Source organism: Allomuricauda sp. TY007 (assembly GCF_010468565.1).
In the GTDB taxonomy this organism is placed as follows: domain Bacteria; phylum Bacteroidota; class Bacteroidia; order Flavobacteriales; family Flavobacteriaceae; genus Flagellimonas.
Window position 1 is genome coordinate 41421 of record NZ_WUEG01000001.1, and the last position, 25902, is coordinate 67322.

25 protein-coding genes are annotated in these 25902 nt (G+C 41.8%); 11 read left to right on the forward strand and 14 right to left on the reverse strand.

Annotated elements, in window-relative coordinates; translation table 11 throughout:
* Positions 1-22: 22 nt before the first annotated feature.
* On the reverse strand, positions 23-373 hold the full coding sequence (locus GO009_RS00170; protein ID WP_163624132.1) for a toxin-antitoxin system YwqK family antitoxin: 351 nt from the start codon (positions 371-373) through the stop codon (positions 23-25).
* 364 nt (positions 374-737) lie between these two features.
* Here GO009_RS00170 and aspS point away from each other — a divergent pair, with 364 nt between their 5' ends.
* From aspS to GO009_RS00190, 4 genes are all read left to right on the forward strand, one after another.
* On the forward strand, positions 738-2486 hold the full coding sequence (gene aspS, locus GO009_RS00175) for an aspartate--tRNA ligase (RefSeq protein WP_163624133.1): 1749 nt from the start codon (positions 738-740) through the stop codon (positions 2484-2486).
* A gap of 63 nt (positions 2487-2549) precedes the next feature.
* Complete coding sequence (locus tag GO009_RS00180) at positions 2550-4334, forward strand: chloride channel protein (RefSeq protein WP_163624134.1); 1785 nt, start codon at positions 2550-2552, stop codon at positions 4332-4334.
* Positions 4331-4591, forward strand: coding sequence for a hypothetical protein (locus tag GO009_RS00185; RefSeq protein WP_163624135.1), 261 nt, complete (start codon positions 4331-4333; stop codon positions 4589-4591). The genes GO009_RS00180 and GO009_RS00185 overlap by 4 nt, the downstream gene beginning before the upstream one ends.
* An 82-nt stretch (positions 4592-4673) precedes the next feature.
* Positions 4674-4868 carry a cold-shock protein gene (locus GO009_RS00190; protein WP_163624136.1) on the forward strand — a complete coding sequence of 65 codons (195 nt, stop codon included), beginning with the start codon at positions 4674-4676 and terminating at the stop codon, positions 4866-4868.
* Positions 4869-4923: 55 nt separating this feature from the next.
* Here the strand turns inward: GO009_RS00190 and GO009_RS00195 are convergent, their stop codons facing one another.
* Positions 4924-5373: a nucleoside deaminase gene (locus GO009_RS00195; RefSeq protein ID WP_163624445.1), complete on the reverse strand. Its 450-nt coding sequence runs from the start codon at positions 5371-5373 to the stop codon at positions 4924-4926.
* Positions 5374-5456: 83 nt separating this feature from the next.
* Here GO009_RS00195 and GO009_RS00200 point away from each other — a divergent pair, with 83 nt between their 5' ends.
* Entirely contained in the window at positions 5457-7235 is a 1779-nt protein-coding gene (locus GO009_RS00200; RefSeq protein WP_203532230.1) for a 1-deoxy-D-xylulose-5-phosphate synthase, read from the forward strand.
* The gene (locus tag GO009_RS00205) at positions 7226-8284 is read left to right on the forward strand and encodes a DUF3078 domain-containing protein (RefSeq protein WP_163624138.1); all 1059 of its coding nucleotides are present in this window, start codon (positions 7226-7228) and stop codon (positions 8282-8284) included. The genes GO009_RS00200 and GO009_RS00205 overlap by 10 nt, the downstream gene beginning before the upstream one ends.
* 8 nt (positions 8285-8292) lie before the next feature.
* On the opposite strand, the gene dgt is transcribed toward GO009_RS00205, so the two are convergent.
* The gene (dgt, locus tag GO009_RS00210) at positions 8293-9651 is read right to left on the reverse strand and encodes a dGTP triphosphohydrolase (RefSeq protein WP_163624139.1); all 1359 of its coding nucleotides are present in this window, start codon (positions 9649-9651) and stop codon (positions 8293-8295) included.
* 304 nt (positions 9652-9955) lie between these two features.
* On the opposite strand from dgt, the gene GO009_RS00215 reads away from it, so the two are divergent.
* From GO009_RS00215 to GO009_RS00230, 4 genes are all read left to right on the forward strand, one after another.
* Complete coding sequence (locus GO009_RS00215) at positions 9956-11170, forward strand: porin (protein WP_163624140.1); 1215 nt, start codon at positions 9956-9958, stop codon at positions 11168-11170.
* Positions 11171-11242: 72 nt separating this feature from the next.
* On the forward strand, positions 11243-13537 hold the full coding sequence (locus GO009_RS00220) for an inorganic phosphate transporter (protein ID WP_163624141.1): 2295 nt from the start codon (positions 11243-11245) through the stop codon (positions 13535-13537).
* Positions 13538-13575: 38 nt separating this feature from the next.
* On the forward strand, positions 13576-14292 hold the full coding sequence (locus GO009_RS00225) for a DUF6503 family protein (protein ID WP_163624142.1): 717 nt from the start codon (positions 13576-13578) through the stop codon (positions 14290-14292).
* Between the two features lie 5 nt (positions 14293-14297).
* A complete protein-coding gene (locus GO009_RS00230) occupies positions 14298-15404 on the forward strand; it encodes a glycoside hydrolase family 130 protein (RefSeq protein WP_203532232.1) in 1107 nt (368 codons plus the stop codon).
* A gap of 2 nt (positions 15405-15406) precedes the next feature.
* On the opposite strand, the gene nadD is transcribed toward GO009_RS00230, so the two are convergent.
* From nadD to GO009_RS00260, 6 genes are all read right to left on the reverse strand, one after another.
* Positions 15407-15991: a nicotinate (nicotinamide) nucleotide adenylyltransferase gene (nadD, locus tag GO009_RS00235; RefSeq protein ID WP_163624143.1), complete on the reverse strand. Its 585-nt coding sequence runs from the start codon at positions 15989-15991 to the stop codon at positions 15407-15409.
* Between the two features lie 3 nt (positions 15992-15994).
* Complete coding sequence (gene gmk / locus GO009_RS00240; protein ID WP_163624144.1) at positions 15995-16591, reverse strand: guanylate kinase; 597 nt, start codon at positions 16589-16591, stop codon at positions 15995-15997.
* Positions 16588-17445, reverse strand: a complete 858-nt coding sequence (locus tag GO009_RS00245; RefSeq protein WP_014032851.1) for a YicC/YloC family endoribonuclease — start codon at positions 17443-17445, stop codon at positions 16588-16590. The genes gmk and GO009_RS00245 overlap by 4 nt, the downstream gene beginning before the upstream one ends.
* A gap of 85 nt (positions 17446-17530) precedes the next feature.
* The gene (locus GO009_RS00250) at positions 17531-18256 is read right to left on the reverse strand and encodes a DUF1080 domain-containing protein (protein WP_239057361.1); all 726 of its coding nucleotides are present in this window, start codon (positions 18254-18256) and stop codon (positions 17531-17533) included.
* Positions 18257-18287: 31 nt separating this feature from the next.
* Entirely contained in the window at positions 18288-19034 is a 747-nt protein-coding gene (locus tag GO009_RS00255) for a DUF1080 domain-containing protein (protein WP_163624146.1), read from the reverse strand.
* A complete protein-coding gene (locus GO009_RS00260) occupies positions 19031-20083 on the reverse strand; it encodes a sugar phosphate isomerase/epimerase (RefSeq protein ID WP_163624147.1) in 1053 nt (350 codons plus the stop codon). The genes GO009_RS00255 and GO009_RS00260 overlap by 4 nt, the downstream gene beginning before the upstream one ends.
* Before the next feature lie 162 nt (positions 20084-20245).
* Here GO009_RS00260 and GO009_RS00265 point away from each other — a divergent pair, with 162 nt between their 5' ends.
* On the forward strand, positions 20246-20710 hold the full coding sequence (locus tag GO009_RS00265; protein ID WP_014032847.1) for an ASCH domain-containing protein: 465 nt from the start codon (positions 20246-20248) through the stop codon (positions 20708-20710).
* A gap of 47 nt (positions 20711-20757) precedes the next feature.
* On the opposite strand, the gene GO009_RS00270 is transcribed toward GO009_RS00265, so the two are convergent.
* Genes GO009_RS00270 through GO009_RS00290 form a run of 5 tightly spaced genes read right to left on the reverse strand, consistent with a single transcriptional unit; the run spans position 20758 to position 25902 of the window.
* On the reverse strand, positions 20758-21894 hold the full coding sequence (locus GO009_RS00270) for a Gfo/Idh/MocA family protein (RefSeq protein ID WP_014032846.1): 1137 nt from the start codon (positions 21892-21894) through the stop codon (positions 20758-20760).
* 22 nt (positions 21895-21916) lie between these two features.
* A complete protein-coding gene (locus GO009_RS00275) occupies positions 21917-23155 on the reverse strand; it encodes a sugar MFS transporter (protein ID WP_163624148.1) in 1239 nt (412 codons plus the stop codon).
* Between the two features lie 28 nt (positions 23156-23183).
* Positions 23184-24413, reverse strand: a complete 1230-nt coding sequence (locus GO009_RS00280; RefSeq protein WP_163624149.1) for a nucleoside permease — start codon at positions 24411-24413, stop codon at positions 23184-23186.
* A 23-nt stretch (positions 24414-24436) separates the two neighbouring features.
* Positions 24437-24880 carry a DinB family protein gene (locus GO009_RS00285; protein WP_163624150.1) on the reverse strand — a complete coding sequence of 148 codons (444 nt, stop codon included), beginning with the start codon at positions 24878-24880 and terminating at the stop codon, positions 24437-24439.
* Positions 24881-24903: 23 nt separating this feature from the next.
* Positions 24904-25902 (reverse strand): sugar phosphate isomerase/epimerase, encoded by a 999-nt coding sequence (locus GO009_RS00290; protein ID WP_163624151.1) that lies wholly within the window; start codon positions 25900-25902, stop codon positions 24904-24906.

Here is a 25902-nt window from a genome sequence, read left to right on the forward strand (position 1 = left end):
TTTTCTTAAACACTGATTTATCTTATTGGTTTATCGTAACGGCATCGCCTTCGTTCCAATTTTTTACTTGCACTATGCGGTTGTCCGTAAAGTCCACTTCGCGTAATCCATCATTCTTCCAAAAAAACCATTTACCGGTTCTTTCTCCATTCTCGTATTGGCCAGTGGCAATTTTTTTACCTTCAACATCGAACATTACCCAATCACCATGTAATTTTCCGTTCAAAATATAACCGGTTTGGGCAATTTCGCCATTGTCATGAAAATAAGTGGCTTTCACCATTTTTCCCATTTTTTCAAAGGTCGGCTTTGCATCTTGAGCAGATATGCTAACCGCAAATATCACCGCCAAAAAAAATACTGCTTTTTTCATTCTTTATGGGATTTTAATATTGTTTATTCCTAATGATAACGTATCAAATTTACTTAAATTTTACGTTAATAACACGTTTACATAACTTTTAGTTTACATTAAATTAACTTTAAAATCTTAATTTGTTGTAATTTAGATAGTTAAATTTTATACAAACATTACCAACTTGTACTTTTAGCGAATATTTTTACTCATAATCGTTCAATACGGGTTGATAAATCACTTTCAATGTTAATTTAACGTTAATCGAGCCTAAAATACGTAGTCACTTTTCGCTTCAAAAAAGAACAACAAACAGAAAATGGGCATATCTCCTAAAAAATAGCCACATTCCTATTAAATTTGCGCTCTCATAACAAACATCATGTACAGAAGCAATACGTGTGGTGCATTAAGGGCATCGGATATAGGTTCGGAAGTTATTTTAAGTGGATGGGTGCACAAGATCCGTGACAAAGGTTTTGTGGCATGGGTGGACCTGCGCGACCGTTACGGAATCACCCAATTGGTCTTTGACCAAGAACGCACTTCCAAAGAATTGCTTGAACAGGCTAGGGAACTTGGTCGCGAAACCGTTATCCAAGCCAAGGGCCAAGTGATAGAGCGCGCTTCCAAAAACCCAAATATTCCCACTGGTGAGATCGAGGTATTGGTCAAAGAACTTACCCTCTTGAACAAATCCCTCCTGCCTCCCTTTACCATTGAAGATGAGACCGATGGCGGGGAAGACATCCGGATGAAGTATCGTTACTTGGACATCCGTAGAAATCCAGTAAAGAACAAGCTCATCTTTAGGCATAAAGTAACCATGGAGGTTAGGAAATATCTATCCGACCAAGGCTTTATCGATATTGAAACTCCATATTTGATAAAATCCACTCCCGAAGGAGCTAGGGACTTTTTGGTACCGAGCCGAATGAACGAAGGTCAGTTCTACGCCCTGCCCCAGTCCCCACAAACCTTTAAACAATTGTTGATGGTCGGAGGAATGGACAAATATTTTCAAATAGTGAAATGTTTTAGGGATGAAGACCTCCGTGCCGACCGCCAACCGGAGTTCACGCAAATAGACTGCGAAATGGCCTTTGTGGAACAAGAGGACATTTTGAACACTTTTGAAGGTTTGACCAAGCATCTTTTGAAAGAAATCAAAGGTGTGGAAATAGATGAGTTCCCGAGAATGACCTACGATGATGCCATGCGCCTGTACGGAAACGACAAACCCGACATTCGCTTTGGCATGCAGTTCGGAGAACTCAACCATGTGGCCCAGCACAAAGATTTTAATGTCTTCAACTCCGCGGAATTGGTGGTGGGAATTGCTGTTCCGGGAGCAGCTTCGTATACCAGAAAGGAAATAGACAAACTGGTAGACTGGGTAAAACGCCCACAAGTTGGCGCAAAAGGAATGGTCTATGTTAAGTGCAACGAAGATGGCTCCTATAAATCTTCCGTGGATAAATTCTACGACCAAGAAGACTTGGCCAAATGGGCCGAGGTAACCGGGGCCAAACCAGGCGACCTCATCTGTTTACTATCCGGAAACACCAACGAAACCCGTGCACAATTGAGCGCTTTACGAATGGAGCTGGCAACCCGTTTAGGTCTCAGAAAGCCCAATGAATTTGCTCCACTATGGGTCATAGACTTCCCACTGTTGGAATTGGATGAGGAAACGGGAAAATACCATGCGATGCATCACCCGTTCACTTCCCCAAAACCAGGTCAATTGGAACTATTGGACACTAAACCAGGTGAAGTAAAGGCCAACGCTTATGATTTGGTGTTGAACGGAAACGAAATTGGTGGGGGATCCATCAGGATTTATGATAAAGAAACCCAAGCAACCATGTTCAAGCATTTGGGCTTCACTCCCGAAGAAGCGAAGGCCCAGTTTGGCTTTTTAATGGATGCTTTCCAATACGGCGCACCACCTCATGGCGGTATCGCATTTGGACTGGACCGATTAGTGGCCATTTTGGGGGGTCAGGAAACCATTCGAGACTACATTGCTTTCCCCAAAAACAATAGCGGACGCGATGTTATGATAGATGCACCAGCAAACATTGACGAAGAACAGTTGAAAGAGCTCCATTTAAAATTGGACTTGTGATATAAGTAAATCCCGCTAACAAAGCGGGATTTTTTAATACTTTTAATAGTATTATACACCTCGATGCCCTACAGCAACAAAAAATTGCTCACCCGATTTCTAAAATGGCGATATAGAAATATCTCCAACAGGACCTTTATTCAAATAATGAGCCTTATTGTGGGTTTTTTGGCCGGATTGGTTGCCGTTACCGTAAAAAACTCCACCTATTTTATCGAGTCACTTTTAAAAAGGGGCATTGTTTTTTCAGAGAATCAACTGTACTTTATACTCCCGACCATTGGGCTAACGTTGGTATATCTTTATGTAAAATTTGTGCATAAGGAACCTTTGCAGCATGCGGTTTCATCCATCATCTTCTCGCTTTCCAAAAAAAGAGGACTGCTCAAACTAAAGGATATTTACACCCCTTTGATCACCGCTCCGCTTACCGTAGGTTTTGGTGGTTCGGTAGGATTGTTGGGGCCAGCCGTAAAATCAGGGTCTGCAGTAAGTTCAAATTTAAGCCGATTATTCCATATAGACGCCAAGACCAGAACGCTTTTGGTGGCATGCGCATCGGCCGGGGCAATTGCCTCCATTTTTCAGTCCCCCATTGCGGCCATTATTTTTGCCGTTGAGATTTTTACCCTAGATCTGACCATGATGTCCATGCTGCCCCTGCTTTTAGCATCCATTTCCGGGGTGCTGACATCCTATTTCTTTTTGGGAAACGAAGTATTGTTCAGCTTTTCCCTATCCGAAGGATTTAAATTGGAGGACACCCCCTTTTACATTTTATTGGGTGTCGGTACAGGGTTTGCCTCCATCTATTTTACCAAAATGTATTTCGCCATATTGTCCCTTTTTAAAAAGCTTAAAAGTCCAAAGTATAAACTTTTGGTAGGCGGTATTGCCATTGGGGTAATGTTATATGCCATTCCACCTCTTTATGGTGAAGGTTTTGGATTCATAAACAATCTATTGGATGGTAATCATCTAAAAGCGCTCGGCACCACTCCTTTTGATGATTATACACATAATATTTGGGTAGTAATCGCCCTCTTGTTCGGAATCACCATTTTTAAAGCTATTGCCATGACGACCACCATCGGGGCCGGTGGTGCAGGTGGAGTGTTTATTCCCACCATGGTTATGGGAAGTGCGTTGGGCAATGTGGTGGCCAAGGTAATCAACAACCTAGGATTCGGGTTCTCTGTTTCCGAAAGTAATTTCACCTTGATCGGTATGTCGGGTTTGATTGCCGGGGTGATTCACGCACCTTTGACCGCCATATTCCTGATTGCAGAAATAACGGGAGGCTATCAACTCTTTGTACCTTTAATGATTACTGCCGCCATCTCCTACTTAATCACCAAAAATGCGCTCGATTACACCATTTATACCAAAGAGCTGGCCAAAATAGGGGCACTTTTGTCCCACAACAAGGACCAAATGGTACTTGGGCTTATGGAAATGGACGATGTTATTGAAAAGAATTTTCGGCCTGTACACCCCCAAATGTCCTTGGGTGAAATGCTGCACCAATCCGTTTCCAAATCCAAAAGAAACCTTTTTCCGGTTTTGGATGATGAAAAAAAACTGATTGGAATAATTGTTCTGGACGATATTAGACCCATGATGTTCGATACCGAAATGTACGACACCGTTTTTGTTAAAAATTTGATGCATGCCCCCCCAGAGGTTATCTTTTACGAGACGGACAATATGAAACAGGTGATGAAAAAATTTCAAGATAGCGGGGCTTGGAATTTGCCCGTTATCAAAAATGGCAAATACGAAGGCTTTATTTCTAAATCCAAAATGTTGACGGCCTATCGGAGAAAACTGATTAATTATTCCCAATGAAAATCAAACTAAAACATATCATTTTCCTTATCATGATAGCTTCTTTTGCTTCGATTTTCTATGGTCTTTCCCTGGATGAAGACCATCCAGAGGCCCAAAAATATATTGGAGGAGGTACCGTAGGCCTCTTTTTGGTGGCCATGCCTCTTTTTCTATGGAAAGAGAGCCAGGGCAAAAACATGAAAGATTATATGCTGACTAAGGAAAATATTAAGAAAATGCAAGAAAAAGAGCATAAAAAGTCAAAAAATCAATAATTTTCTTAAGATTTAAACTTCTTTTCATCCAATCAGCCACAAAAAAAGTTACATTCGTAATTTAACATTTATTTATTTTTTAATGACCGGTACAGTAAAATTTTTCAATGAATCCAAAGGTTATGGGTTTATTACAAACGACGACACAGGAAAAGACATTTTTGTTCATGTTACGGCATTGAACGGTGTGGAATTGAACGAAGGCGACAAAGTAGAATACATTGAAGAAGAAGGAAGAAAAGGAGTGGTTGCTGCACAAGTGCAAGTAATCGGATAACAATATTTTATTTTGATTTTGATTTAAAAACCCTGGCGATGCCGGGGTTTTTTGTTTAATTCAGGTTTCTTCTTTGAATGAAGAATCGCTTTAACAGCTCGGAAGCTTCCTTTTCCATTACCCCACCAACAACTTCTGTCTTCGGATGCAAATGCCCTCCCATAACGCTAAACCCGCGCTCTAGGTCCGAAGCTCCATAGACCACTCTCGAAATTTGGCTCCAATACAAGCCGCCCGCACACATTTGACAGGGTTCCAAAGTAACGTACAACGTACAGCCCTGAAGGTATTTTCCGCCCAAAAAATTGGAAGCAGCGGTAATCGCCTGCATCTCGGCATGGGCCGTAACATCCTTTAATCGTTCCGTAAGGTTATGGGCCCTCCCAATGATTCGATTGTTTGTTACGATAACCGCTCCAACGGGAACTTCGCCATTTTCAAAGGCAATTTCTGCCTCTTGCATGGCTTTCTTCATAAAATAGATGTCATCAAACGGGTTCTCCACGATTTTTATGTCATTTTTCAAGAGATTGCTAAGCTACACATAAAATAATCTTGGGGAGAATCAATACTTTTGTTTTTTATCCATTGAAAAGGCTGTTACCACATATCGAATCCCCCGAAGACCTCAAAAAAATACCTTTATATGAGCTGCCCAAACTCGCCCAAGAATTAAGGGAGTTTATTATTGATATTGTTTCCACCAAAGAAGGACATTTAGGCGCAAGTTTAGGGGCGGTGGAACTTACCATTGCCCTGCATTATGTGTTCAATACTCCCAACGACAAACTTATCTGGGATGTGGGCCACCAAGCCTACGGGCATAAAATTTTGACCGGACGAAAGGAAATCTTTGAAACCAATCGACAGTTGGGCGGAATTAGTGGTTTTCCAAAAAGAACCGAAAGCGAATACGACGATTTTGGAACGGGACATAGTTCCACCGCCATTTCGGCCATATTGGGAATGGCAATGGCATCCAAATTAAAAGGCGATTATACCAAACAGCACATTGCCGTGGTGGGCGACGCCTCCATTGCCAGCGGAATGGCCTTTGAAGGATTGAACCATCTCGGAGTGACCCATGTAAACGCATTAATCGTGCTCAATGACAATGCCATTGGAATCGATCCCAGCGTTGGGGCCCTAAAAAAATATCTCACCAATGTAAAGGCAGGTACCGCCAAGGACGAAAATATTTTTGAATGTCTTAACCTCAACTATTCGGGTCCTATTGATGGACATGATATAAAAGCCTTGGTCAAGGAACTGGAACGCCTAAAACATGTGGAGGGACCAAAGTTGCTTCATATCATCACTACAAAGGGGAAAGGGCTGAAACAGGCTGAGGAAGATCAAGTGGTGTACCATGCTCCTGGAAAGTTTGACAAGCTTACCGGGGAACGTCTGAAAAAATCTGGGCAGAATGAACCTCCAAAATATCAAGATGTTTTTGGACACAGCATAGTGGAATTGGCCAAAAAAAATAAAAATATTGTTGGAATCACCCCTGCCATGCCCAGTGGCAGCTCACTAAAATTTATGATGGACCAAATGCCCGACCGTGCCTTTGACGTAGGGATAGCCGAGCAACATGCCGTTACCTTGGCTGCAGGAATGGCCACACAAGGTTTAGTGCCTTTTTGTAATATTTATTCCACTTTTTTACAACGGGCCTATGACCAGGTGATACATGATGTGGCCCTACAAAAGCTTCCGGTTATTTTTTGTTTGGACCGTGCAGGACTGGTAGGACAGGACGGCCCGACCCATCACGGTGTTTTTGATATGGCCTATTTACGCTGCATTCCAAACTTCATCATTTTTGCTCCAATGAACGAAATGGAACTCCGAAACATCATGTACACCGCACAATTGGGGCTAAATAATCCCATTGCCATACGATACCCTAGAGGTCGGGGAGCGAACATTGATTGGAGGAATGATTTTGAGCGCATTGAAATTGGTAAATCCCGATGTTTGAAAGAAGGTTCTGAAATAGCGGTACTTACCATAGGTCACATAGGTAACACTATCGCCGACCTTATTAAAAATTTAGATGGTTCCGAAAAAGTTGGCCATTACGATATGCGTTTCGTAAAACCCTTGGACAAGAATGCACTACATACTATTTTTACCCAATATAAGTACATTATTACTGTAGAGGATGGTACCAAAACAGGAGGTTTTGGTTCTGCTGTTTTGGAATTCGCCAATAAGGAGGGATTGTCAAAACCTGTTAAAATATTTGGAGTTCCCGATCAATTTGTTGAGCATGGTACCATACCCGAGACCCATCAATTGGCTGGTATAGATTTTGATACAATACATTCATACATACAATCAACCTTAGACCAATGCGAATAAATTGTTTTTTGATTCTATTCCTTACTGTTTTCCTGTCTGCCAATGCACAGATAACCCGTTTAAAGGTTTTTGAACCCGACAGTACCGATGCCGGTTTTAAAATTGTTCGCATCAAAGATGTTAAACTAAAATATCTTACAAGAAGTGCCAAGCTCACCGACCCACGTACCGTTCTTAACCGTGTAAAACCTTTGAGTATTTGGTACAACCGTTTCAAGCCCACATCATTCTGGAAAAAAGTGAACAAATTTGGACTTAACATTAGCGAAGTAGCTTTTGTGAACTGGAATGCAGGGGGGGACAACTCTGTTTCGGCACTTGCAAGTGCAGATTTTGCCAGAAATTATAAGTTCCGATATTTAAACTGGAACAACGAGGTTCAACTTAGATACGGTCTCAATGCACAAGAAGGGAGGAAACTAAGAAAAACGGACGACCAGATTCGATTGTCCACCACCCTAAGTTTTAGAAAAGACACCATCACTAACTGGTATTATTCCGTTAAAGCAAATTTACGGACCCAGTTTTCCAATGGTTATAAATATCCCGATAGAGAAAACCCGATTTCCAGATTTATGGCCCCTGGATATCTGTTTGTCGGTGTTGGTACATCCTATATCCCGCCCAAGGACAACTTCAACCTCTATATTTCACCTGCTACCATGAAATCCACTTTTGTTCTGGACGAAGTGCTCTCCAATCAAGGTGCATTTGGTGTTGAAGAAGGTAAAAGTGTTTTTTTGGAACTTGGTTTTTTGATAACCAATTCGTGGGAAACCGAAATCGCAAGAAATGTTTTGATGAACCACCGAATCAATCTGTATACCGATTATATAAGCAGTTTTGGAAACATTGATGTTGACTGGGAATTGAACTTTAACCTTAAGGTGAACGAGTATCTCAATGCCAATATCGGCACCCACCTCATCTTTGATGATGATACAAAATTTGATGAGGAGATTGCAGAGGACGGCACAGTTATAAACCCTGGCATAGCCCGTATACAGTTTAAACAGTTACTGGGCGTGGGATTGCTCTATTCGTTTTAGAGCCTGTTTTAGATTTTTCGCCCCGTTAATTTATCATGAATGTGTACCGCTGCACTATCGGATAAGCTAGCCACAAAACAACTGGTATCCAACAATATTTTATACATCGAAGTATCTGTATTCTGATAGTTTTTGGGTAAACTTTTGATGAGCAATCGGTCATAATTGGTGTCCTCCCCTTTTTTTACATTGATCAAAGCCGTAGTGTACATGTCCAACAGGTCCGAAATTATACGGTAACCTGCCAGTTCTTTATCGACCACTTCGGTAGATTGATAGATTTTCTCCACGCTCAACTTAATGATGTCGGCTACCTGAGCCTTGTATTTTCCTTTGTCCAACAGAGAAACATCAAACGCTCCATCAAGGATTTTATCCTCGTTCTTCACAAAAACATCCACGGCGTCCCCGATTAAGGTGCTAATGGCAAGTGCCCTCAAATAACTCAAACGGTCGCTTGAGGTGGTCATGGCATTATACTTTTTGGTGTTGATGTTGTCCTTCACCAAGTTGATCAAATACTCCAACGCATATTCCTCCGGAATGAGCCCCAAGTTGATTCCATCTTCAAAATCGATGATAGTGTAACAGATATCGTCGGCAGCCTCGACCAAATAGGTAAGCGGATGTCTCAAAAATCCTGTTTCCGGATGATTCGGGTTGGGCAAAAGGCCAATTTCTTCCACTAGCTCATTAAAAAATGATTTCTCCGATTGAAAGAACCCGAACTTTTTATCCACGATGCTTTTGGATGGTTTTTTGGGCAAAGAGGCTTTTGGGTATTTTATAAATGCGCCCAAAGTGGCATAACTCAACCGGAGACCTCCAGGAACGCCTTCGCGAGATTCGGTCAAGAGTTTAAAACCATTGGCATTGCCTTCAAAGTCAATAAGGTCTTGGTATTCCGCTGCGGTCAGAATATCCTCGTACTGCTTTCCTTTGCCTTGTTTAAAATAATTGCCAATAGCCTTTTCCCCACTATGCCCAAATGGAGGGTTGCCAATATCGTGGGCAAGGGCCGCAGCGGCAACTATAGCTCCAAAATCATTAAAATGGTGGCCGTGCACTTCGGACAAAAACGGGTATTTGGTCAAAATTTGCTGTCCTGCAATACGTCCAAGGCTTCTTCCTACCACCGATACCTCCAAACTATGGGTAAGGCGAGTGTGTACAAAATCTTTTTGGGAGCCAACGGCTATGGGCATTGGAAACACTTGGGTCTTGTCCTGCAAGCTCCTAAAAGCGGACGAAAAAATAATCCGGTCGTAATCCACCTCAAAACCCAAACGGGTCTCGTTCTGTTCCTTGCGTAATCGTTTACCAGTGTCGCCCTGACGTTTTAAAGAAAGTAATTGTTCCCAGTTCATACTTAACTATAGGCGCAATATACATTTAACCTAGATTATACACCAAGAAAACTGGATATCACCTTAGTAAGCAATGCTTAATGATTACTTAAACTTAAAATTACAGTAAAGAAATTTGGATAACCCAATTTTGACAAGGATTTCTTTTACGGATATTAGTTTTTGTCGACTATTCTCAGAAATCTAATGGCTACCTTTTAAAAGGTAGCCATTTTATTAAAAATAACATCCTTAAAATAACATAGAGGAAATGTTAACTTAACATTGAGTACGGTTATTTGCAGCGACAAAAACTAGTACCGTTATGAATACCAAAAAGTTAGCCTTAATCGGCTTCTTCTTAATATTTACATACGCACAATTTTCTTATGCCCAAGAGATTTCCTCAACAAAGTTTGGCAAAGGCTTGCTTAACATAGTTGGTAAAGATAGTACTTGGTCCATGAAGGTGGGGACAAGAATGCAAATATTATCCAATTTTAGTTGGACAGACGATGGTGAAAACAAATTTGCCAGCCCAGAACAGAATTTTTTGGTGAGGCGAGCCCGGTTAAAATTTGATGGTTTTGCCTATTCCCCAAAACTCAAGTATAAAATAGAGCTTGGCCTTTCCAATAGGGATCTTTCTGGAGGCTCCGAATTTACAAGAAATACACCTCGATACATTTTAGATGCTGTTGTAATGTGGAATTTTTACCAAAACTTTGAGCTTTGGTTTGGACAAACAAAGTTGCCGGGCAATATTGAAAGGGTCATCTCATCGGGAAACCTTCAACAAGTAGATCGGTCCTTATTAAACAGCAGGTTTACTATTGACAGGGATATGGGCTTTCAGCTTAGACATCATTTTTATTTGGGCAACAAATTTTTGGTGCGCGAAAAATTCGCCTTATCCCAAGGCGATGGAAGAAATGTTACCGAAGGTAACCTAGGAGGGCATCAATACACCACAAGACTAGAGTTATTGCCCTTTGGAAAGTTCACAAACAAAGGGGATTATAAAGGAGCTGACCTAAGCCGAGAAGCTACCCCAAAATTAATGGTCGCAGCCACATACGATCTAAATAACAATGCCGTAAAAACCCGAAGCAACATGGGAAACTTTATGTTCAATGATACCGGGCTCTACCAAACCAATATCTCTACCTTATTTTTGGATTTTATGTTCAAGTACAATGGATTTTCCCTGATGGGCGAATATGCAAATCGTGATGCGGACAACCCAATAGCCATAAACTCGGACAACACCGAAACAGGGGATGTTGTGCAAGTGGGGAGAGGACTTAACCTTCAATCGGGTTACCTGTTTAACAACAATTGGGAAGTATCTGGCAGATACACCAACATTAAATTGGATTACGGCATAACCGGAAAAACACCTGAAACACAATACACTTTAGGTCTCTCAAAATATATTGTTGGCCATAAGTTAAAGGTGCAAAGCGATTTAAGCTATTTAAACATAGATGAAGGATTTGATACATTAATGTATCGTTTACAAGTTGAAGTACATTTCTAAAAAATAACCTTAACATAACTTAATAAAAGGTCATTTCTCTAGATATTTGAAAAATTTTTCTGAATTTTAATTATGGACAACATTTATTTTTTAATTCTGGTCGCTTTGGGCATCTTAGCCATAGCAGACCTTGTTGTTGGTGTAAGCAATGATGCAGTTAACTTTCTTAATTCTGCCATAGGCTCCAAGGCCATTTCATTTAAGACCATTATGATTGTTGCCAGCTTGGGAATTGCATGTGGTGCCATTTTCTCAAGCGGTCTTATGGAAGTTGCCAGAAAGGGTATATTTAACCCTGGCGAGTTTTACTTTGACGAAATCATGTTCATTTTTATGGCCGTGATGATAACGGACATTCTGTTGTTGGATTTCTTCAACACATTGGGAATGCCCACCTCCACCACAGTTTCCATAGTTTTCAACCTCTTGGGTGCGGCCGTGGCCATGGCCATATTAAAAATAGCGGATGTAAACGGTAGTTTCTCCGATGTTGTCAATTATATCAACACTGACAAGGCCATCGAGATAATCATTGGCATACTGTCCTCAGTGGTAATAGCCTTTACCATTGGTGCCTTTGTACAATGGGTATCAAGGGTGCTGTTATCCTATCAATTTCAGAAAAAAGCAAAGTGGGTCGGAGCTATTTTTGCCGGAATAGCACTATCGGCGATATCCTATTTTATATTATTGAAAGGTATAAAAGGAACTCCTTTTGCCGATCAAACCTATGGTTTTATTGGAGGTATTACAATTAAAGACTTTTTGGAGACCGAAATTTACAAGGTAGCATTGATCAACTTTGCCTTTTGGGCCCTCCTATCCTATTTACTTATCCAGTTTGCTAAAGTCAATATGTACAAAGTGATCATTGGAGTGGGAACTTTTGCCTTGGCCCTAGCTTTTGCCGGAAACGACCTTGTTAACTTTATCGGTGTACCCATCGCGGCATGGCAATCATACCAAGCATGGGTTGGTTCGGGAGTCGCGGCCTCTGAATTTAGTATGGGAATCTTGGCCACTAAAGTCGAAACCCCAACAATACTATTGTTCCTTTCCGGAATGATTATGGTGGTGACACTTTGGTTGTCCAAAAAAGCAAGATACGTGGCCGATACCGAGATAAACCTGTCCCGTGAGGGTGAGGCCAAAGAAAAGTTTCAGCCCAATTTTTTATCCAGGGGGTTGGTTAGGTTCTCCATAGGTTTATCCACTTGGGCATCCACAGCGGTACCAAAATCTATACAGAATAAAATTGATAAGCGTTTCGAAAAACCTACCGTAAACCTATCAAAGGACAAAATACTGCAACTACCTGCTTTTGATATGATCAGGGCATCCGTAAACTTGATGGTTGCCGGCATATTGATTTCAATTGCCACATCCTACAAATTGCCGCTATCCACCACTTATGTAACCTTTATGGTGGCCATGGGTACCTCGTTGGCCGATAGGGCATGGGGAGCAGAAAGTGCCGTATATCGTGTAGCCGGTGTACTCAACGTAATTGCTGGTTGGTTCAGTACCGCTATCATTGCTTTCTTGGCCTCTGGAGTAATTTTGGCACTCATAAGCTTTGGAAAAGGAGCAGCCATCTCCATACTATTGTTCGCCGCTATTCTCCTTTTGGTAAGAAACTATATTTCCTATAACAAAAAATCAAAGGAAATAAAGGTCGAAGATCGCTTAAGAAAAGCGGAGAGCAGCTCTATCCAAGGAGTTATAGAAGAAAGCGCCGCCAATATTGCCAATGTAATAAAACGGAGCAATAAAATCTATACCAACTCCATCAACGGGCTTGCCAAACAAGCACTGGACTCTTTAAAAAAGAACAAGAAACAAGGCAATAAACTTGCAATGGAAATAGAAGATTTAAGGGAACATACCTTCTATTTTATCAAAAACCTGGAGGAAGCCCATATAGGTGCCAGTAATTTTTACATCAATATTATGGGATACCTGACCGATATGTCACAATCCTTGGAATATATTGGGAAGGTTAGTTACAACCATGTCAATAACAATCACAAAAAATTAAAATATAACCAAATCAAGGAGCTAAAGGAGATCGACCATAAGTTGGAAGAAATTTTCAATAGTACCCAAAAAGCATTCGAAGAACGATCCTTTGAACAAATAGGTGTCATTTTGGACTCCAAACAAGAGCTGTATGATTTGGTTTCACAAAAAATTGACATCCAAGTATCCAGGACAAGAACCGAGGAATCGAGCCCAAAAAACACTACGCTATACTTCTCCATTTTACTCGAAACAAGGGATTTGATCACAGCCATGATGAATCTTTTGGAGCAGTATTACCGCGAACATGATAGTTCTGTTGAACCTGCCACAATAGAGATGAAATAAAATAGTACCTTTCTCATATCAACTATTAATTTTTTGGTATGAGAAGGTATTGCCTTGTTCTTTTATTGGTAAGTGTATTGTTCAGTGCGCCAAGTCATGCACAATCCCTTTCTGCAGATGAAGTTCTGGAAAAGGCCATTGCGTTCCACGACCCCAACGGCAATTGGGAAAATCTAAAGACCACTTTTAAAGTGGTGATGGAAACCCCAAGCCGTCCAAAACGCACAAGCATCATTGGAGTGGACTTTCCCAAACAAGAGTTTAGCTTGAACGTTGAGCAAAAAGGCAATTCCTATGCCTATGAATTTAACAGAGGTTCCTGCGAAATCACCTTGAACGGAAGCGAAGACTTTTCCGAAGAAGAGGCCGAAGAATTTCAACTGAATTGTGAACGTGGCAACTTTATGAAAGATTACTACACCTACCTCTACGGACTTCCCATGAAGTTGAATGACCCGGGAACACATTTAGATCCCAAAGTTTACAACAAGACTTTCAAGGGCAAAAAATATGTGGTTTTAAAAGTTACCTACGATGCTGAAGTAGGCACCGATACATGGTATTTTTATTTTGACCCAACAACCTACGCCATGGAAGTCTATCAATTTTTTCACGATGAAAGTAAAAATGATGGTGAATATATCCTTTTGACTGGATTAGAGGAAATCAACGGTATAAAAATGCCCAAAACAAGAGCATGGTACCTTAATAAGGGTGATAAGTATTTAGGCACTGATACCCTGGAAAAAATTTAATATTGATGAGAACAACGTATTTTCAATTGTGCATTCTTTTATTTACATGCACTGGCCTGTTTTCCCAAAACAAAGAAAAAGATTGGATGTTGGGGCCATTTGAACGCCCCAAAAATGCCCAGCCTATTTTACAGAAAGATAGTACATCTACCTTTAAAGACCCCATAACGCAAAAAATCGTCCATTGGGAATCCATGGCCACGTTTAACCCAGCAGCTATTGCCAAAAACGATTCCATTTATGTGCTATACCGGGCCGAAGAAAAATTGGGGGAGAAAGAAATCGGTGGGCACCGTTCCCGAATTGGAATGGCCACTTCGGCGGATGGTACTTTCTACAACAAATGGCCACAACCTGTATTTTACCCAAAAAACGACAATCAAAAAATTAATGAATGGCCAGGCGGTATTGAAGACCCACGCATAGTTGAGACAGAAGATGGATTGTATGTTCTTACCTATACACAATGGAACCGTAAAGTCCCCAAGCTTGCCGTTGCCACCTCAAAAGATTTAATACATTGGGAAAAGCATGGACCGGTATTCCAAAACTATAAAAATGGTGTTTATCACGAAAAAGAAACCAAATCGGGAGCCATTGTAACAGCACTTAAGGATGGTAAACTGGTTGCTGCAAAGATTGATGGTAAATATTGGATGTACTATGGTGTGCCCCATATTTGGCTGGCCACATCAACCAATATGATAGATTGGGAGCCCGTGGAAACCTACGAAGGCAAACTGGCGCCTGTTTTAAGCCCTAGGCCCGGTTATTTCGATTCTTGGCTAGTGGAAGCAGGTCCACCTCCACTACTAACAGATAATGGTATTGTGGTGCTCTACAACGCAGGGAATTCACAAAATATTGGAGTAAAGGAGCTTGGAAATCGAATCTATACAGGAGGGCAGGCCCTTTTTGATGCCCAAGAACCTTGGAAGCTATTGGACCGTACCGAGAAACCTTTTATAAAACCCGAATTGCCTTTTGAAAAATCAGGCCAATATAAAGATGGTACTACCTTTCTGGAGGGCTTGGTACTCTTCAAAAATGTTTGGTATCTGTATTACGGAACGGCAGATAGCATGGTAGGGGTGGTTACCGCAAGAAAATAGCGCTATCTGTAAAAATTCATTTCATCCATATATTTCCAAACGGAATGCGGGAGCATGGGACGAACATTTTTACCTGCTTTGTGTGCTTTGCGGATAAAAGTCGATGATATTTCCATGATGGGCGCATCCACCTTGGTAATTTTTGGGTGTCCCTTAAATTGATGCTCAATATTACCGTCCGAAACTCTAGGATACACATAAATGGAATAATGTTCCAAAATAGCCTCGTAGTTCTTCCATTTATGGAAGCTTTTTAGATTGTCTTCCCCCATAATCAGCGAAAATTGATGGTCTTTTCCGTATTTGTCATCCAAATGGGCCAGGGTATTGGTGGTATAATTGGGCTGGGGAAGATCAAACTCTATTTTACTGGGTTTTAACTTGGGGTAATCCTGAACCGCTTCGAACACCATTTGATAACGGTGGTTATTCTCCAAAAGGGATTGCTTCACCTTAAACGGGCTTTGTGGGGTAATTACGAACCAAACCTCATCCAGATCGGAAAACTCCACCAGATGGTTCGCCAAGACCAAATGGCCTATGTGTATAGGGTTAAAGGTCCCAAAAAAGAGCCCTACCTTTTTCATGTTCTAATCTTCTTTAGGGGGCATCTCGGCCCCAACAAATTCGGCGACCAATCTATGGGCCTCATTAAGAGCTACATCGAGGTCGTAGTTCTTGATGATTTTATCAAACTGAGGGGCTGTGGCCAGCTCCACGGATGCCTTGGCAATCCGCATATTGATTTTATCATCGCTTTCGGTACTTCTTTTTTTCAGTCTGATTTTAAGTTCATCAACACTGGGAGGTTTTACAAAAACGGCCAATGTTTTCTCCGGAAACTTCTTTTTAATTCTAAGTCCGCCAGAAACATCAATATCAAAAATCACGTTTTTCCCTTCGGCCCAAAGACGCTCTACTTCACTTTTAAGAGTACCATAAAAATTATCCCGGTACACTTCTTCCCATTCCAAAAAATCACCGTCTTTGATGTGCCTTTTAAATTGGGAAACCGACATAAAGTAATAATTAACCCCATTCTTTTCCTTTCCCCTTCGAGGGCGGGAAGTTGCTGATATGGAAAACGCCAAGTTCAGTTCTGGCTGATCCAGTAGATACTTCACAATCGTAGTTTTCCCACTACCTGAGGGTGCCGAGAAAATAATAAGTTTACCGCCTTCTGTCATAATACATTGAGCATTTGTTCCTTTATTTTTTCCAGTTCATCCTTCATCTGTACCACCAATTGTTGCATGGGTGCATAATTGGCCTTGGAACCAATGGTATTGATCTCTCTCCCTATTTCTTGGGAAATGAAACCTAATTTTTTGCCATTGGAGTCATCGGAATTTAAGGTGGTCTCAAAATATTTTAGGTGGTTCGCCAGGCGAACCTTTTCTTCTGTGATATCGTACTTTTCAAGATAATAGATCAGTTCCTGTTCAAATCTATTGGCATCCAATTCCACTTTAAGATCGGCCACCGCTTTGTCCAATCGCTCCCTTACCGTTCCCAAGCGCTCAGGGTCCATGGCTTTTACGGCTTCCAAAAGTTCGTTTAAATTCTTCAACCTGGCCACAAAATCGGCTTCCAGCACCTTTCCTTCTTCATTTCGGAACTCAACAATTTTGGAAAGGGCTTCGTCCATGGCTTCGATTATCGCCTTGTACTCCTCTTCGTCAATATCGTCCTTATCGGTTTTGAGGGTATCGGGCATGCGCAATGCCATTTCCATCAATTTTATATCGTCGCCCTTGACAATATCGGCCAATTGTTCCATATAATTCTTTACCACACCTTTGTTGACCTCTGCTGTAGTTTCCTCTCCCGTAATTTCAACATAAAGGTTAAAGTCTACCTTGCCCCTGTTCAAGGCACCAGCGATCATTTTGCGCAATTCCAGTTCCTTTTCCCTATAGAATTGGGGAAGTCTGGCATTGATATCCAAACTCTTGCTGTTGAGCGATTTGAGCTCAATGGTTATTTTTTTGGAAGGAAGCTGAACTACATGCTTCCCATAGCCTGTCATGGATTGAATCATATATAAATGATAAATTTTGCCAAAGGTAACCAAAATAGGTTTTGGCTCTTGGAGATTCTGTATCAGTAAAATAGTAATAAGGGAGCTAATCCAGCTCCCTCACCCAAATATTTCTATAACTGACCCTGCTGTTGTCGCCATGATCTTGAAGCCTAAGTGGCCCTTTGCCGTGTGGTGGGTTTTTGGGCCAACCAATGTAAGGGGTGGTTCCTTTTATCTCCACATGATCTTGAATCAACACACCATTGTGGATTACCGTTAAGGTTCCAGATTTCACTTTTTGCCCCTTCTCAAACTCGGGAGCATGGTAAATTATATCGTAGGTGTTCCATTCTCCTGTAGGTACAGATGCCATGGCCAAAGGCACATGTTGTTTGTAAATAGAACCTACTTGACCGTTAACGTAAGTGTCGTTATCGTTGTTGTCCAGTACTTGGACTTCATACAAACCATTTAAAAATACGCCACTATTACCTCTGTTTTGACCATCGCGTTGTACTTCTGCGGGTGATTTCCATTCGATATGAAGCTGGATACTTCCAAAGTTTTGCTTGGTCTGAATGTCTCCTGTCCTATCGTTCACCGTCATGCTACCATCCTTGTTCAATATCCATTTGGCGGCAGTGCTGTCCACAGAACTGATCCACTTGTCCAAGGAGGTGCCATCAAAAAGTACAATGGCATCGCTTGGTGGGGCTCCATCTTCGCCAGGGGTCACTTTTGGTGGTACGGGTTTATAAAATTCGGTTTCTTCTGGCGTAGTTGGTTCTACTTCTTGCCCAAATGTGAACAGCCCCATTGAAAATGTCATCAACGTAAGGGCAATCTTGATTCTATTCATTTTAAAGTTCTTTTATTTTGATATTTCTGTAGGCTACCACATCTCCATGGTCTTGTAATCCAATTTTGCCTGTTTTAAAGGCTGCAAAATCTTCCCAATCGGCAAATTTTGAATTGGCCACCAGCTTGTCCCATTCTGGGCCTTGCACTGGAAACTCAACTATCTTGGTCCCATTCAAAACTACATGGCCTTGGTTGGTTTTGTGATTGATCATCAATTCCACGGAATTCCATTCCCCTGCAGGCTTCACCACATTTTCCGATGGAGGGATTATATCGTACAAAGAACCTGCCAATCGGTCTTCCCCATTTTGTGCATCAGGATGTCTTTCATCGTCCAAAACCTGTATTTCTGGTCCGGTTAAGTAAGGTTGTCCGTATTTTTCATCTTCTTTCACTCCCCAAAAGAAACCGCTGTTTCCGCCTTCGGCAATTTTCCAATCCATGGTAAGCACAAAATCGGTAAACTCTTCATCCGTCACCAAGTTATAGTTGGCACCTTCGGGCCGCTCCTCTGGCGGATAAAAAACCATGGCGCCATCTTCGAGTTTCCAAGGTTCGGTAACTTCTCCTCCATTGTACATGTGCCAACCATCAAAACTGGTTCCATCGAACAAAGTAATCCACTCAGATTCCTCTTCTTCAACCATCTCGGTTACCTCTTCTACAGCTTCTTCCTTAGTTTCTTTTGATTTGTCCTTACATGCAAAAGCAATGGCAAGGGCTACGAATAATATCGATTTTCTCATAATCCCAATATGTTTTTAAGTTTTTCTTTATCAGTTTCAGCACCTGCAAAATCGTCAAAAGTTTTTGTGGTGGCCTCTATAATGTGATCTTGTATAAATTTTGCTCCCTCACGAGCACCTTGTTCTGGACTTTTTATGCAGCATTCCCATTCCATTACGGCCCAAACATCGCAACCGTACTGGGTCAATTTGGAGAAAATGGTCTTAAAATCTATCTGACCATCGCCTAAGGAACGGTACCTCCCTGCTCTATCGCCCCAATCGTTGTACCCGCCAAAGGCTCCTTTTTTGCCCGTTGGGTTAAATTCTGAATCCTTTACGTGGAACGATTTGATAAACTCGTGGTAATGATCGATATAGGTAATGTAATCCAATTGCTGCAATACAAAATGGCTTGGATCGTACAGAATGTTCACTCTTTTGTGATTACCAGTTGCTTCCAAAAAGCGCTCGAAGGTATCCCCATCGTGGAGATCTTCGCCAGGGTGGATTTCGTAACATACATCTACACCTTCTTCATCAAAATGGTTTAGGATGGGCATCCAGCGGTTCGCCAACTCCTCAAAGCCCATCTCTACCAAGCCAGCTGGTCGTTGTGGCCATGGGTGGGCCGTGTGCCAAAGCAATGACCCAGAAAATGTGGCATGCGCGTTAAGTCCCAACCTTCGGCTTGCTGTCGCGGCCTTTTTTACGGTCTCAATGGCCCACTTGGTACGCTCCTTGGGTTTTCCGTGCAATGCTTCGGGCGCAAAGTTGTCGAACATAATATCGTAAGCGGGATGCACTGCTACCAATTGCCCTTGCAAGTGGGTGGATAGTTCTGTGATCTCCAATCCGTACGAATTGACCTTTCCTTTTAACTCGTCGCAATAATCTTGGCTTTCGGCCGCTTTGTCCAAGTCTATCAGGAAGGATTCCCAAGTTGGTATTTGAATTCCTTTGTACCCCAAATCCGAGGCCCATTTACACATACCGTCCAAGGTATTGAACGGAGCTTTACTGTCCACAAATTGCGCCAAGAACACGGCTGGTCCTTTAATTGTTTTCATTGAATTTAATTTTAAGAAATTTGGAAATCCCAATTTAATTGGGATTTATCCTCTATATTTAAGAAAAAAACTATGCTAATTTTATGTCTCATGTAGTAAGACATAAATATAGGGATTCATTAACAATTAAAACAGCTTAGAGTTTTTTTTTAAACACTACTTATGGAAAATGCTTCTGCCCGAAATCTGTGGGGCGACTTTTTGGATGCCCATTTGGAATTTGCTTCTGAAGATGCGCCCAAAGTGATTCATTTTTGTGATAATGAAAAAGATGCCGATCTGTGTGCCGATTTGGTTTGCAAAGAAATCAAAAGGGCCACTACCCATTCTTTAAAAGGGATTCAACTACGCAATGAAGCTTTGCCCAAAATCGGAGATTTTTACGTGGTTACCGATTGGGAGGGCAATGCCAAGTGCGTTATTCGTACCACTGCCGTTAAACTACTGCCCTTTTTTAGTATTCGGGAAGAGCATGCTCGCCTAGAGGGCGAGGGGGATAAAAGTTTGGAACACTGGAAAAAAACACATTGGGACCATTACACCCGTGAACTTTCTGAACTAGGCACAAAACCTACCGAGAGTATGATCGTGGTTTTTGAGGAATTTGAGATGCTTTATAAAAAATGATGGCCGCCCATAGGGCAGCCATCATGTCTAATTTTTAGGTCCATAGATCAATCCATGTCCACCCAAACATTTCCTTGTTTGTGTGAAGCTACGGTGTTCTCAATAAAATTAAGGCCTCTAACTCCATCCAACATGGTCGGGAACTCTCCGCTATTGTATTCTTCGCCGCGGATGGCCCTTGCCACGCCCAAATAAATATTGGCCATGGAATCAAAAATACCCTCGGGGTGTCCAGGAGGTAATTTGGTTCCATCCAAGGATAGGTCAGAATTGTATTCATGTCCCGGTTTGTACACCTGCAATGGTTCTGGGTCGTTCAATTTGTAGAGGTAATTGGGGTTTTCCTGTTCCCATTTCAAGCCTCCCTTTTGACCATAAATGGCAATGGTGAGGTTGTTTTCCTCTCCTGTGGCCACTTGGCTTGCCCTAATGACCCCTTTTACGTTTTTGTCCATACGGATAAGGGCCGTACCATCCATGTCCATCACATTGTCATCGTACATATAATTAAAATCGCACAGCAATGATTGTACCTGCAAGCCGGTCGTATACTCAATCATATTGAAAGCATGCACCCCTATATCTCCCATACAAGAACTGATTCCCGCTTTTTTCGGGTCGAGCCTCCATACTGTTCCGCGTTTTTCCTTGTCATGGATGATAGGGTTCATCCAACCTTGATAATATTGTGCATCAACTTTATGTACTTTTCCAATGACTCCTTCCTTGATCATCTCACGCATTTGACGCACCATCGGATACCCTGTATAGGTATGGGTAACGGCAAATACAGTTCCCGCCTTTTTTAGGGTTTCCTGAAGAATTTTGGCTTCTTCGTAGGTAGTGGTCATCGGTTTTTCACAGATAACGTGGAAACCATTGTCCAATAATTTTTTGGCCATTGGGTAATGTAGAAAGTTCGGCGTAAGAATGGAGCACACCTGAATTCTTTCGTCTTCGGGGAGCTTCATCTCTTCTTCAACAAGCGTATCAAAATCTTTGTAGACGCGATTGGTAGGAATGTCAATTTCCTTGGCAAACGCTATACTATCTTCCAAATCTGGGTTGAATACCGCCCCTACAATTTCATAATTGTCATTAATGAAAGAGGCTACTCTGTGTAAAACTCCGATAAGGGAATCCCCTCCTCCTCCAAGAATTCCAAGTCTAATCTTTTTAGGCATTTTCTGTTATTTTATTTTATAATTATACTACTTCTTCTGCGGTATGACCTTGTGGTACTCTTCGTTCTTCCAGTTTTTTTCTAAAAAGGAACAAAATGGAAAACAAAATCAATACTGCCAGCGGGAAAAACATCATTTTTCCCAAGGTTGCCTTTCCTGCGGCCAACTCTGCGACCTGGTCGGTCAACCCCGACGCTACGGCTGTTTCCTTTGCGCTGTCCAACCATCCGCCGATTACAGGCTGCCAAATGGCCGTGGAGAACATTCCTGCACCTCCGACCAAGGACATTCCCAATGCCCCTGTTTTTGGAAGGTATTCCGAGGTAAACCCGATCATGGTTGGCCAAAAATAACAAACTCCGAGGGCAAAAAGAATGGCAGCAAAATAAATCATCGACCCTTCGGCAACGCTCATGCTGTAAACCGCCGCGGTGGTGACCAGAGCGGACATCACCAGCACTCCTATGGGGTTAAGCCTATGTACAATGGGGCCTGCAAAGTACCGGCCTATGGCCATAATACCCGTTACCATGGCCAACACCAGCATTGGACTTGCTCCTGAATTGCCCAATATACGCTCCACCCATTGTTGTGGTCCAAATTCGGATATCGCGGTGAGCGTCATACAGATCATTATAAAGATGAACAATGGGTCTGCCAGCCCTTTGATATTTTTTGTGGTATCGGTTTCGATATGCTCGCTTTCCGGAAATTGTTGTTTAAAGAACATGTATCCGTAGATAAGTGTTGGTATCAGCATTACTGCTATCTGCAACTGCCATCCCATTCCAAAATCGGTCATGAACTTGGAGATAAGGGAGCCAATTACGATTCCTCCGGGGAACCATACGTGGAACCTGTTCAGCATAGCTGTACGGTTCTTGGTGAACATATCGGCGATCATAGGGTTACAGGCCGCTTCGACCGAACCATTGGCAAAACCAATAAAGAAGGTGGATATAATTAGCGTCCAGAAACCTCCTGCCATAATAGTGAGCACCAATCCAAGCATGTGGCAGACAAATGCCGTTACCATGAGTTTACGTGCCCCTATTTTATTGTAGAGCAATCCACCGAAGATCATTGCAATTGGGAATCCAAAAAAGCCCATACTGTTTATCCAACCCAATTGTTGATTGGAAAGCATAAACTCTTCCCCTAGTTGGGTCAAAATACCCGCCCTGATGGCAAAGGTCATGGATGTGACGACAAGCGATATACAGGCCGCTACAAATAGCTGATTTTTGTTTACATTTTTCATGTTTGTATTAGTTGATTTTTGGTTGTATCTAAGATTTATATTCTACTTTTTCGTTTTTAAATATTAGTGCAAACAATATAAATACCACTGCTGCGAACGCTGCCGGATAAATCCAAATAGTATCCCAAGCGTGAGTCCCATCTTCCAAAGTAAGTGAATCGGTTATTAACCCAGCGATCCAGAACCCTATTAACATCCCTACACCGTAGGTGGCCAATGTAATCAATCCTTGTGCGGCACTTTTGTATTTTTCCCCTGCTTTGGTATCGGTATAAATCTGTCCGGATACAAAGAAAAAGTCGTAACAAATACCATGTAATGCAATTCCGATGATAAGCATAAATGATAGTTCGTCTGCATTACCGTAAGCGAACAGCAAATAACGAACGGTCCAGGCCAACATGCCTATCAAAATCGTCTTTTTAAATCCAAACTTGGTAAAGAAAAAGGGCAGCGCAAGAATAAACAGTGCTTCCGATATTTGTCCGATGGCCATTTTCCCCGTTGGATTGGGCAACCCTATTTCTGCCAGAAAAGGGTTGGCGTTTTGATAATAAAAGGCCAATGGGATACAAATCAATACGGATGAGATAAAGAACACCAAAAAGTTTTTGTCCTTTAAAAGCTTTAACGCATCCAGTCCCAACATATCGGAAATGGTCACCTTTTCATTTTTGTCTACTGTTGGAGGAGTTTTGGGCAATGTAAAGCTGAAAAGCCCCAACACAGCAGAAGCGATGCCCGCCATTAAAAATGTGTTTTTGAGCATTCCCGCTTTCAACGCTTCTGGGGAATCCCAAACAAAAAGATAACTAATGACCAGACCGGCAATAATCCAACCGATGGTCCCGAACACGCGGATGTTCGAAAATTCTTTTGCAGGGTCTTTCATTTGGTTGAATGAAATTGAATTTACCAATGCCAATGTGGGCATGTACAAGATCATGTAACCCAGCACATAGGGGTAAAAGGCCGTAAAATCTGTTGACTGATACATTTGGTACATTAAAAATGCACCTATTAAGTGCAGTACCCCTAAAATTCGTTCGGCATTAAAGTATCTGTCGGCAATCAATCCGATAATGAACGGAGCAATGATAGCTCCCCATGACTGTGTGGAAAAGGCCATTGACGATTGTCCTGCTGTGGCCTCCAAATTGTTGCCCAAAAAAGTACCCAAAGTAACAAACCAACCACCCCAGATAAAAAACTCGAGGAACATCATAAAGGACAGTTGGAGTTTGGTTTTAATATTCATGTAAAGTGTTAGTTAGTTGCTTGTTATCGTTTGTAATGTACGTAATCCAAAGGTTCTGGCGCTATTCCAGAATTTCTCAACTCCATCATAATTTGCCCACGATGGTGCGTGGAATGGTTAATAATATGAAAAAGAATATCCTTTATGTCATTGGAAAAACTTCTTCCTTGACTGTTCTCGTACTCCACCCGTTTTTCAAAAGTATCCGTATTGGAAACAATTTCAAAAGAGGTGCGCTGGTTTTCGTAATGGATATCTTCCCACTTGCTCAATTCGTGCTCGTCCCAAACACCGAATTCGGTTGGGATTCCCAACATGCGATGGTTCCAGATATGGTGTGCATTGAGTATATGGCTAAAAAGTCTAATGCAGTTGTCCGGAACATGGTCCAGACCACTGCATTGTTCAATTATTTTTTTGTTACAATAAAAATTGTAATCGAAGAGTTGTTGCAAAAATCCCTTCATCTACCCATTCATATTAATTTGGACTACTCCAATACTTTTTCCAAAAGTGCCTTGGTTGCCAAAATTCCTTCTTCTTCACTAAGTTCGGAGCCTTCATATTCTACCCCCACAAAACCCTCGTATCCAGAATCTAGAACAATGTCCATAATTCTTGGATAATCCACTCGAGTTTCATTGCCTTCTTCATCAAAGCTATAAGATTTGGCACTTACGCCTTTGGCGTAGGGCATTAACTCCTTTGTTCCTTTATAGCGATCATATTCTTCCAAACATTTGGACGAATAGTAGTCGCCAGCTTCTCTTTTGATACAGAAATTGCCAAAATCGGGCAATGTCCCACAATTGTCCATGCCCACTTTTTCCATAACCTCTGCCAATAGTTGTGCATTGGAAGATGGTCCTCCGTGGTTTTCAACAATAATATTGATGTTTTTGTCCTTGGCATAAGTGGCCAGTTGCGTAAGCCCTGCAACAGAGGCCGGCATCCAAACTTCCGGGTCCATGCTCCCGTTCAGGTTTACACGGATGGAACTGCAGCCCAAAGCTGAGGCGGCATCTACCCACTTGTAATGGTTTTCAACGGCTTTTGTTCTTTCGGCCTCATCAGGAACGGCTATATCTCCTTGACCATCTACCATGATCAAAACATTGGTCAAACCATATTTTTCACTTTCGGCCTTACTTTTTTCCACCCAGTTGTTCATGGCCTCTTCCGAGAAATTAGCGGCCTGTAACTCCTTATAATAAAGGGCACTTACATATTCGAGACCTTCAAAGCCCCATTCACTTGCCTTTTCTGCAAAAGTGTAAGGGTCTACACCTTCTTCAAGAATCATTTTATGGATGGACCATTGTGCCAAAGAAAGTTTTAAATCCGGTTTGGATTCTTCAGCGGCTACCGCTTCTGTTGCAGTTTCTTCGGCCGATTCCTTTTTTGGATTCTGTTTACAGGAATAAAATCCTAAAAATGCCACCATAATCAAGGTAACAATACTTTTCTGTGCTAAATTACTTCTGTTCAT

Coding starts and splice junctions, on each gene's coding strand:
- GO009_RS00170 (WP_163624132.1), bottom strand. CDS start 373: ATGAAAAAAGCAGTATTTTTTTTGGCGGTGATATTTGCGGTTAGCATA.
- aspS (WP_163624133.1), top strand. CDS start 738: ATGTACAGAAGCAATACGTGTGGTGCATTAAGGGCATCGGATATAGGT.
- GO009_RS00180 (WP_163624134.1), top strand. CDS start 2,550: ATGCCCTACAGCAACAAAAAATTGCTCACCCGATTTCTAAAATGGCGA.
- GO009_RS00185 (WP_163624135.1), top strand. CDS start 4,331: ATGAAAATCAAACTAAAACATATCATTTTCCTTATCATGATAGCTTCT.
- GO009_RS00190 (WP_163624136.1), top strand. CDS start 4,674: ATGACCGGTACAGTAAAATTTTTCAATGAATCCAAAGGTTATGGGTTT.
- GO009_RS00205 (WP_163624138.1), top strand. CDS start 7,226: ATGCGAATAAATTGTTTTTTGATTCTATTCCTTACTGTTTTCCTGTCT.
- dgt (WP_163624139.1), bottom strand. CDS start 9,651: ATGAACTGGGAACAATTACTTTCTTTAAAACGTCAGGGCGACACTGGT.
- GO009_RS00215 (WP_163624140.1), top strand. CDS start 9,956: ATGAATACCAAAAAGTTAGCCTTAATCGGCTTCTTCTTAATATTTACA.
- GO009_RS00220 (WP_163624141.1), top strand. CDS start 11,243: ATGGACAACATTTATTTTTTAATTCTGGTCGCTTTGGGCATCTTAGCC.
- GO009_RS00225 (WP_163624142.1), top strand. CDS start 13,576: ATGAGAAGGTATTGCCTTGTTCTTTTATTGGTAAGTGTATTGTTCAGT.
- GO009_RS00230 (WP_203532232.1), top strand. CDS start 14,298: ATGAGAACAACGTATTTTCAATTGTGCATTCTTTTATTTACATGCACT.
- nadD (WP_163624143.1), bottom strand. CDS start 15,991: ATGAAAAAGGTAGGGCTCTTTTTTGGGACCTTTAACCCTATACACATA.
- gmk (WP_163624144.1), bottom strand. CDS start 16,591: ATGACAGAAGGCGGTAAACTTATTATTTTCTCGGCACCCTCAGGTAGT.
- GO009_RS00245 (WP_014032851.1), bottom strand. CDS start 17,445: ATGATTCAATCCATGACAGGCTATGGGAAGCATGTAGTTCAGCTTCCT.
- GO009_RS00250 (WP_239057361.1), bottom strand. CDS start 18,256: ATGACATTTTCAATGGGGCTGTTCACATTTGGGCAAGAAGTAGAACCA.
- GO009_RS00255 (WP_163624146.1), bottom strand. CDS start 19,034: ATGAGAAAATCGATATTATTCGTAGCCCTTGCCATTGCTTTTGCATGT.
- GO009_RS00260 (WP_163624147.1), bottom strand. CDS start 20,083: ATGAAAACAATTAAAGGACCAGCCGTGTTCTTGGCGCAATTTGTGGAC.
- GO009_RS00265 (WP_014032847.1), top strand. CDS start 20,246: ATGGAAAATGCTTCTGCCCGAAATCTGTGGGGCGACTTTTTGGATGCC.
- GO009_RS00270 (WP_014032846.1), bottom strand. CDS start 21,894: ATGCCTAAAAAGATTAGACTTGGAATTCTTGGAGGAGGAGGGGATTCC.
- GO009_RS00275 (WP_163624148.1), bottom strand. CDS start 23,155: ATGAAAAATGTAAACAAAAATCAGCTATTTGTAGCGGCCTGTATATCG.
- GO009_RS00280 (WP_163624149.1), bottom strand. CDS start 24,413: ATGAATATTAAAACCAAACTCCAACTGTCCTTTATGATGTTCCTCGAG.
- GO009_RS00285 (WP_163624150.1), bottom strand. CDS start 24,880: ATGAAGGGATTTTTGCAACAACTCTTCGATTACAATTTTTATTGTAAC.
- GO009_RS00290 (WP_163624151.1), bottom strand. CDS start 25,902: ATGAACAGAAGTAATTTAGCACAGAAAAGTATTGTTACCTTGATTATG.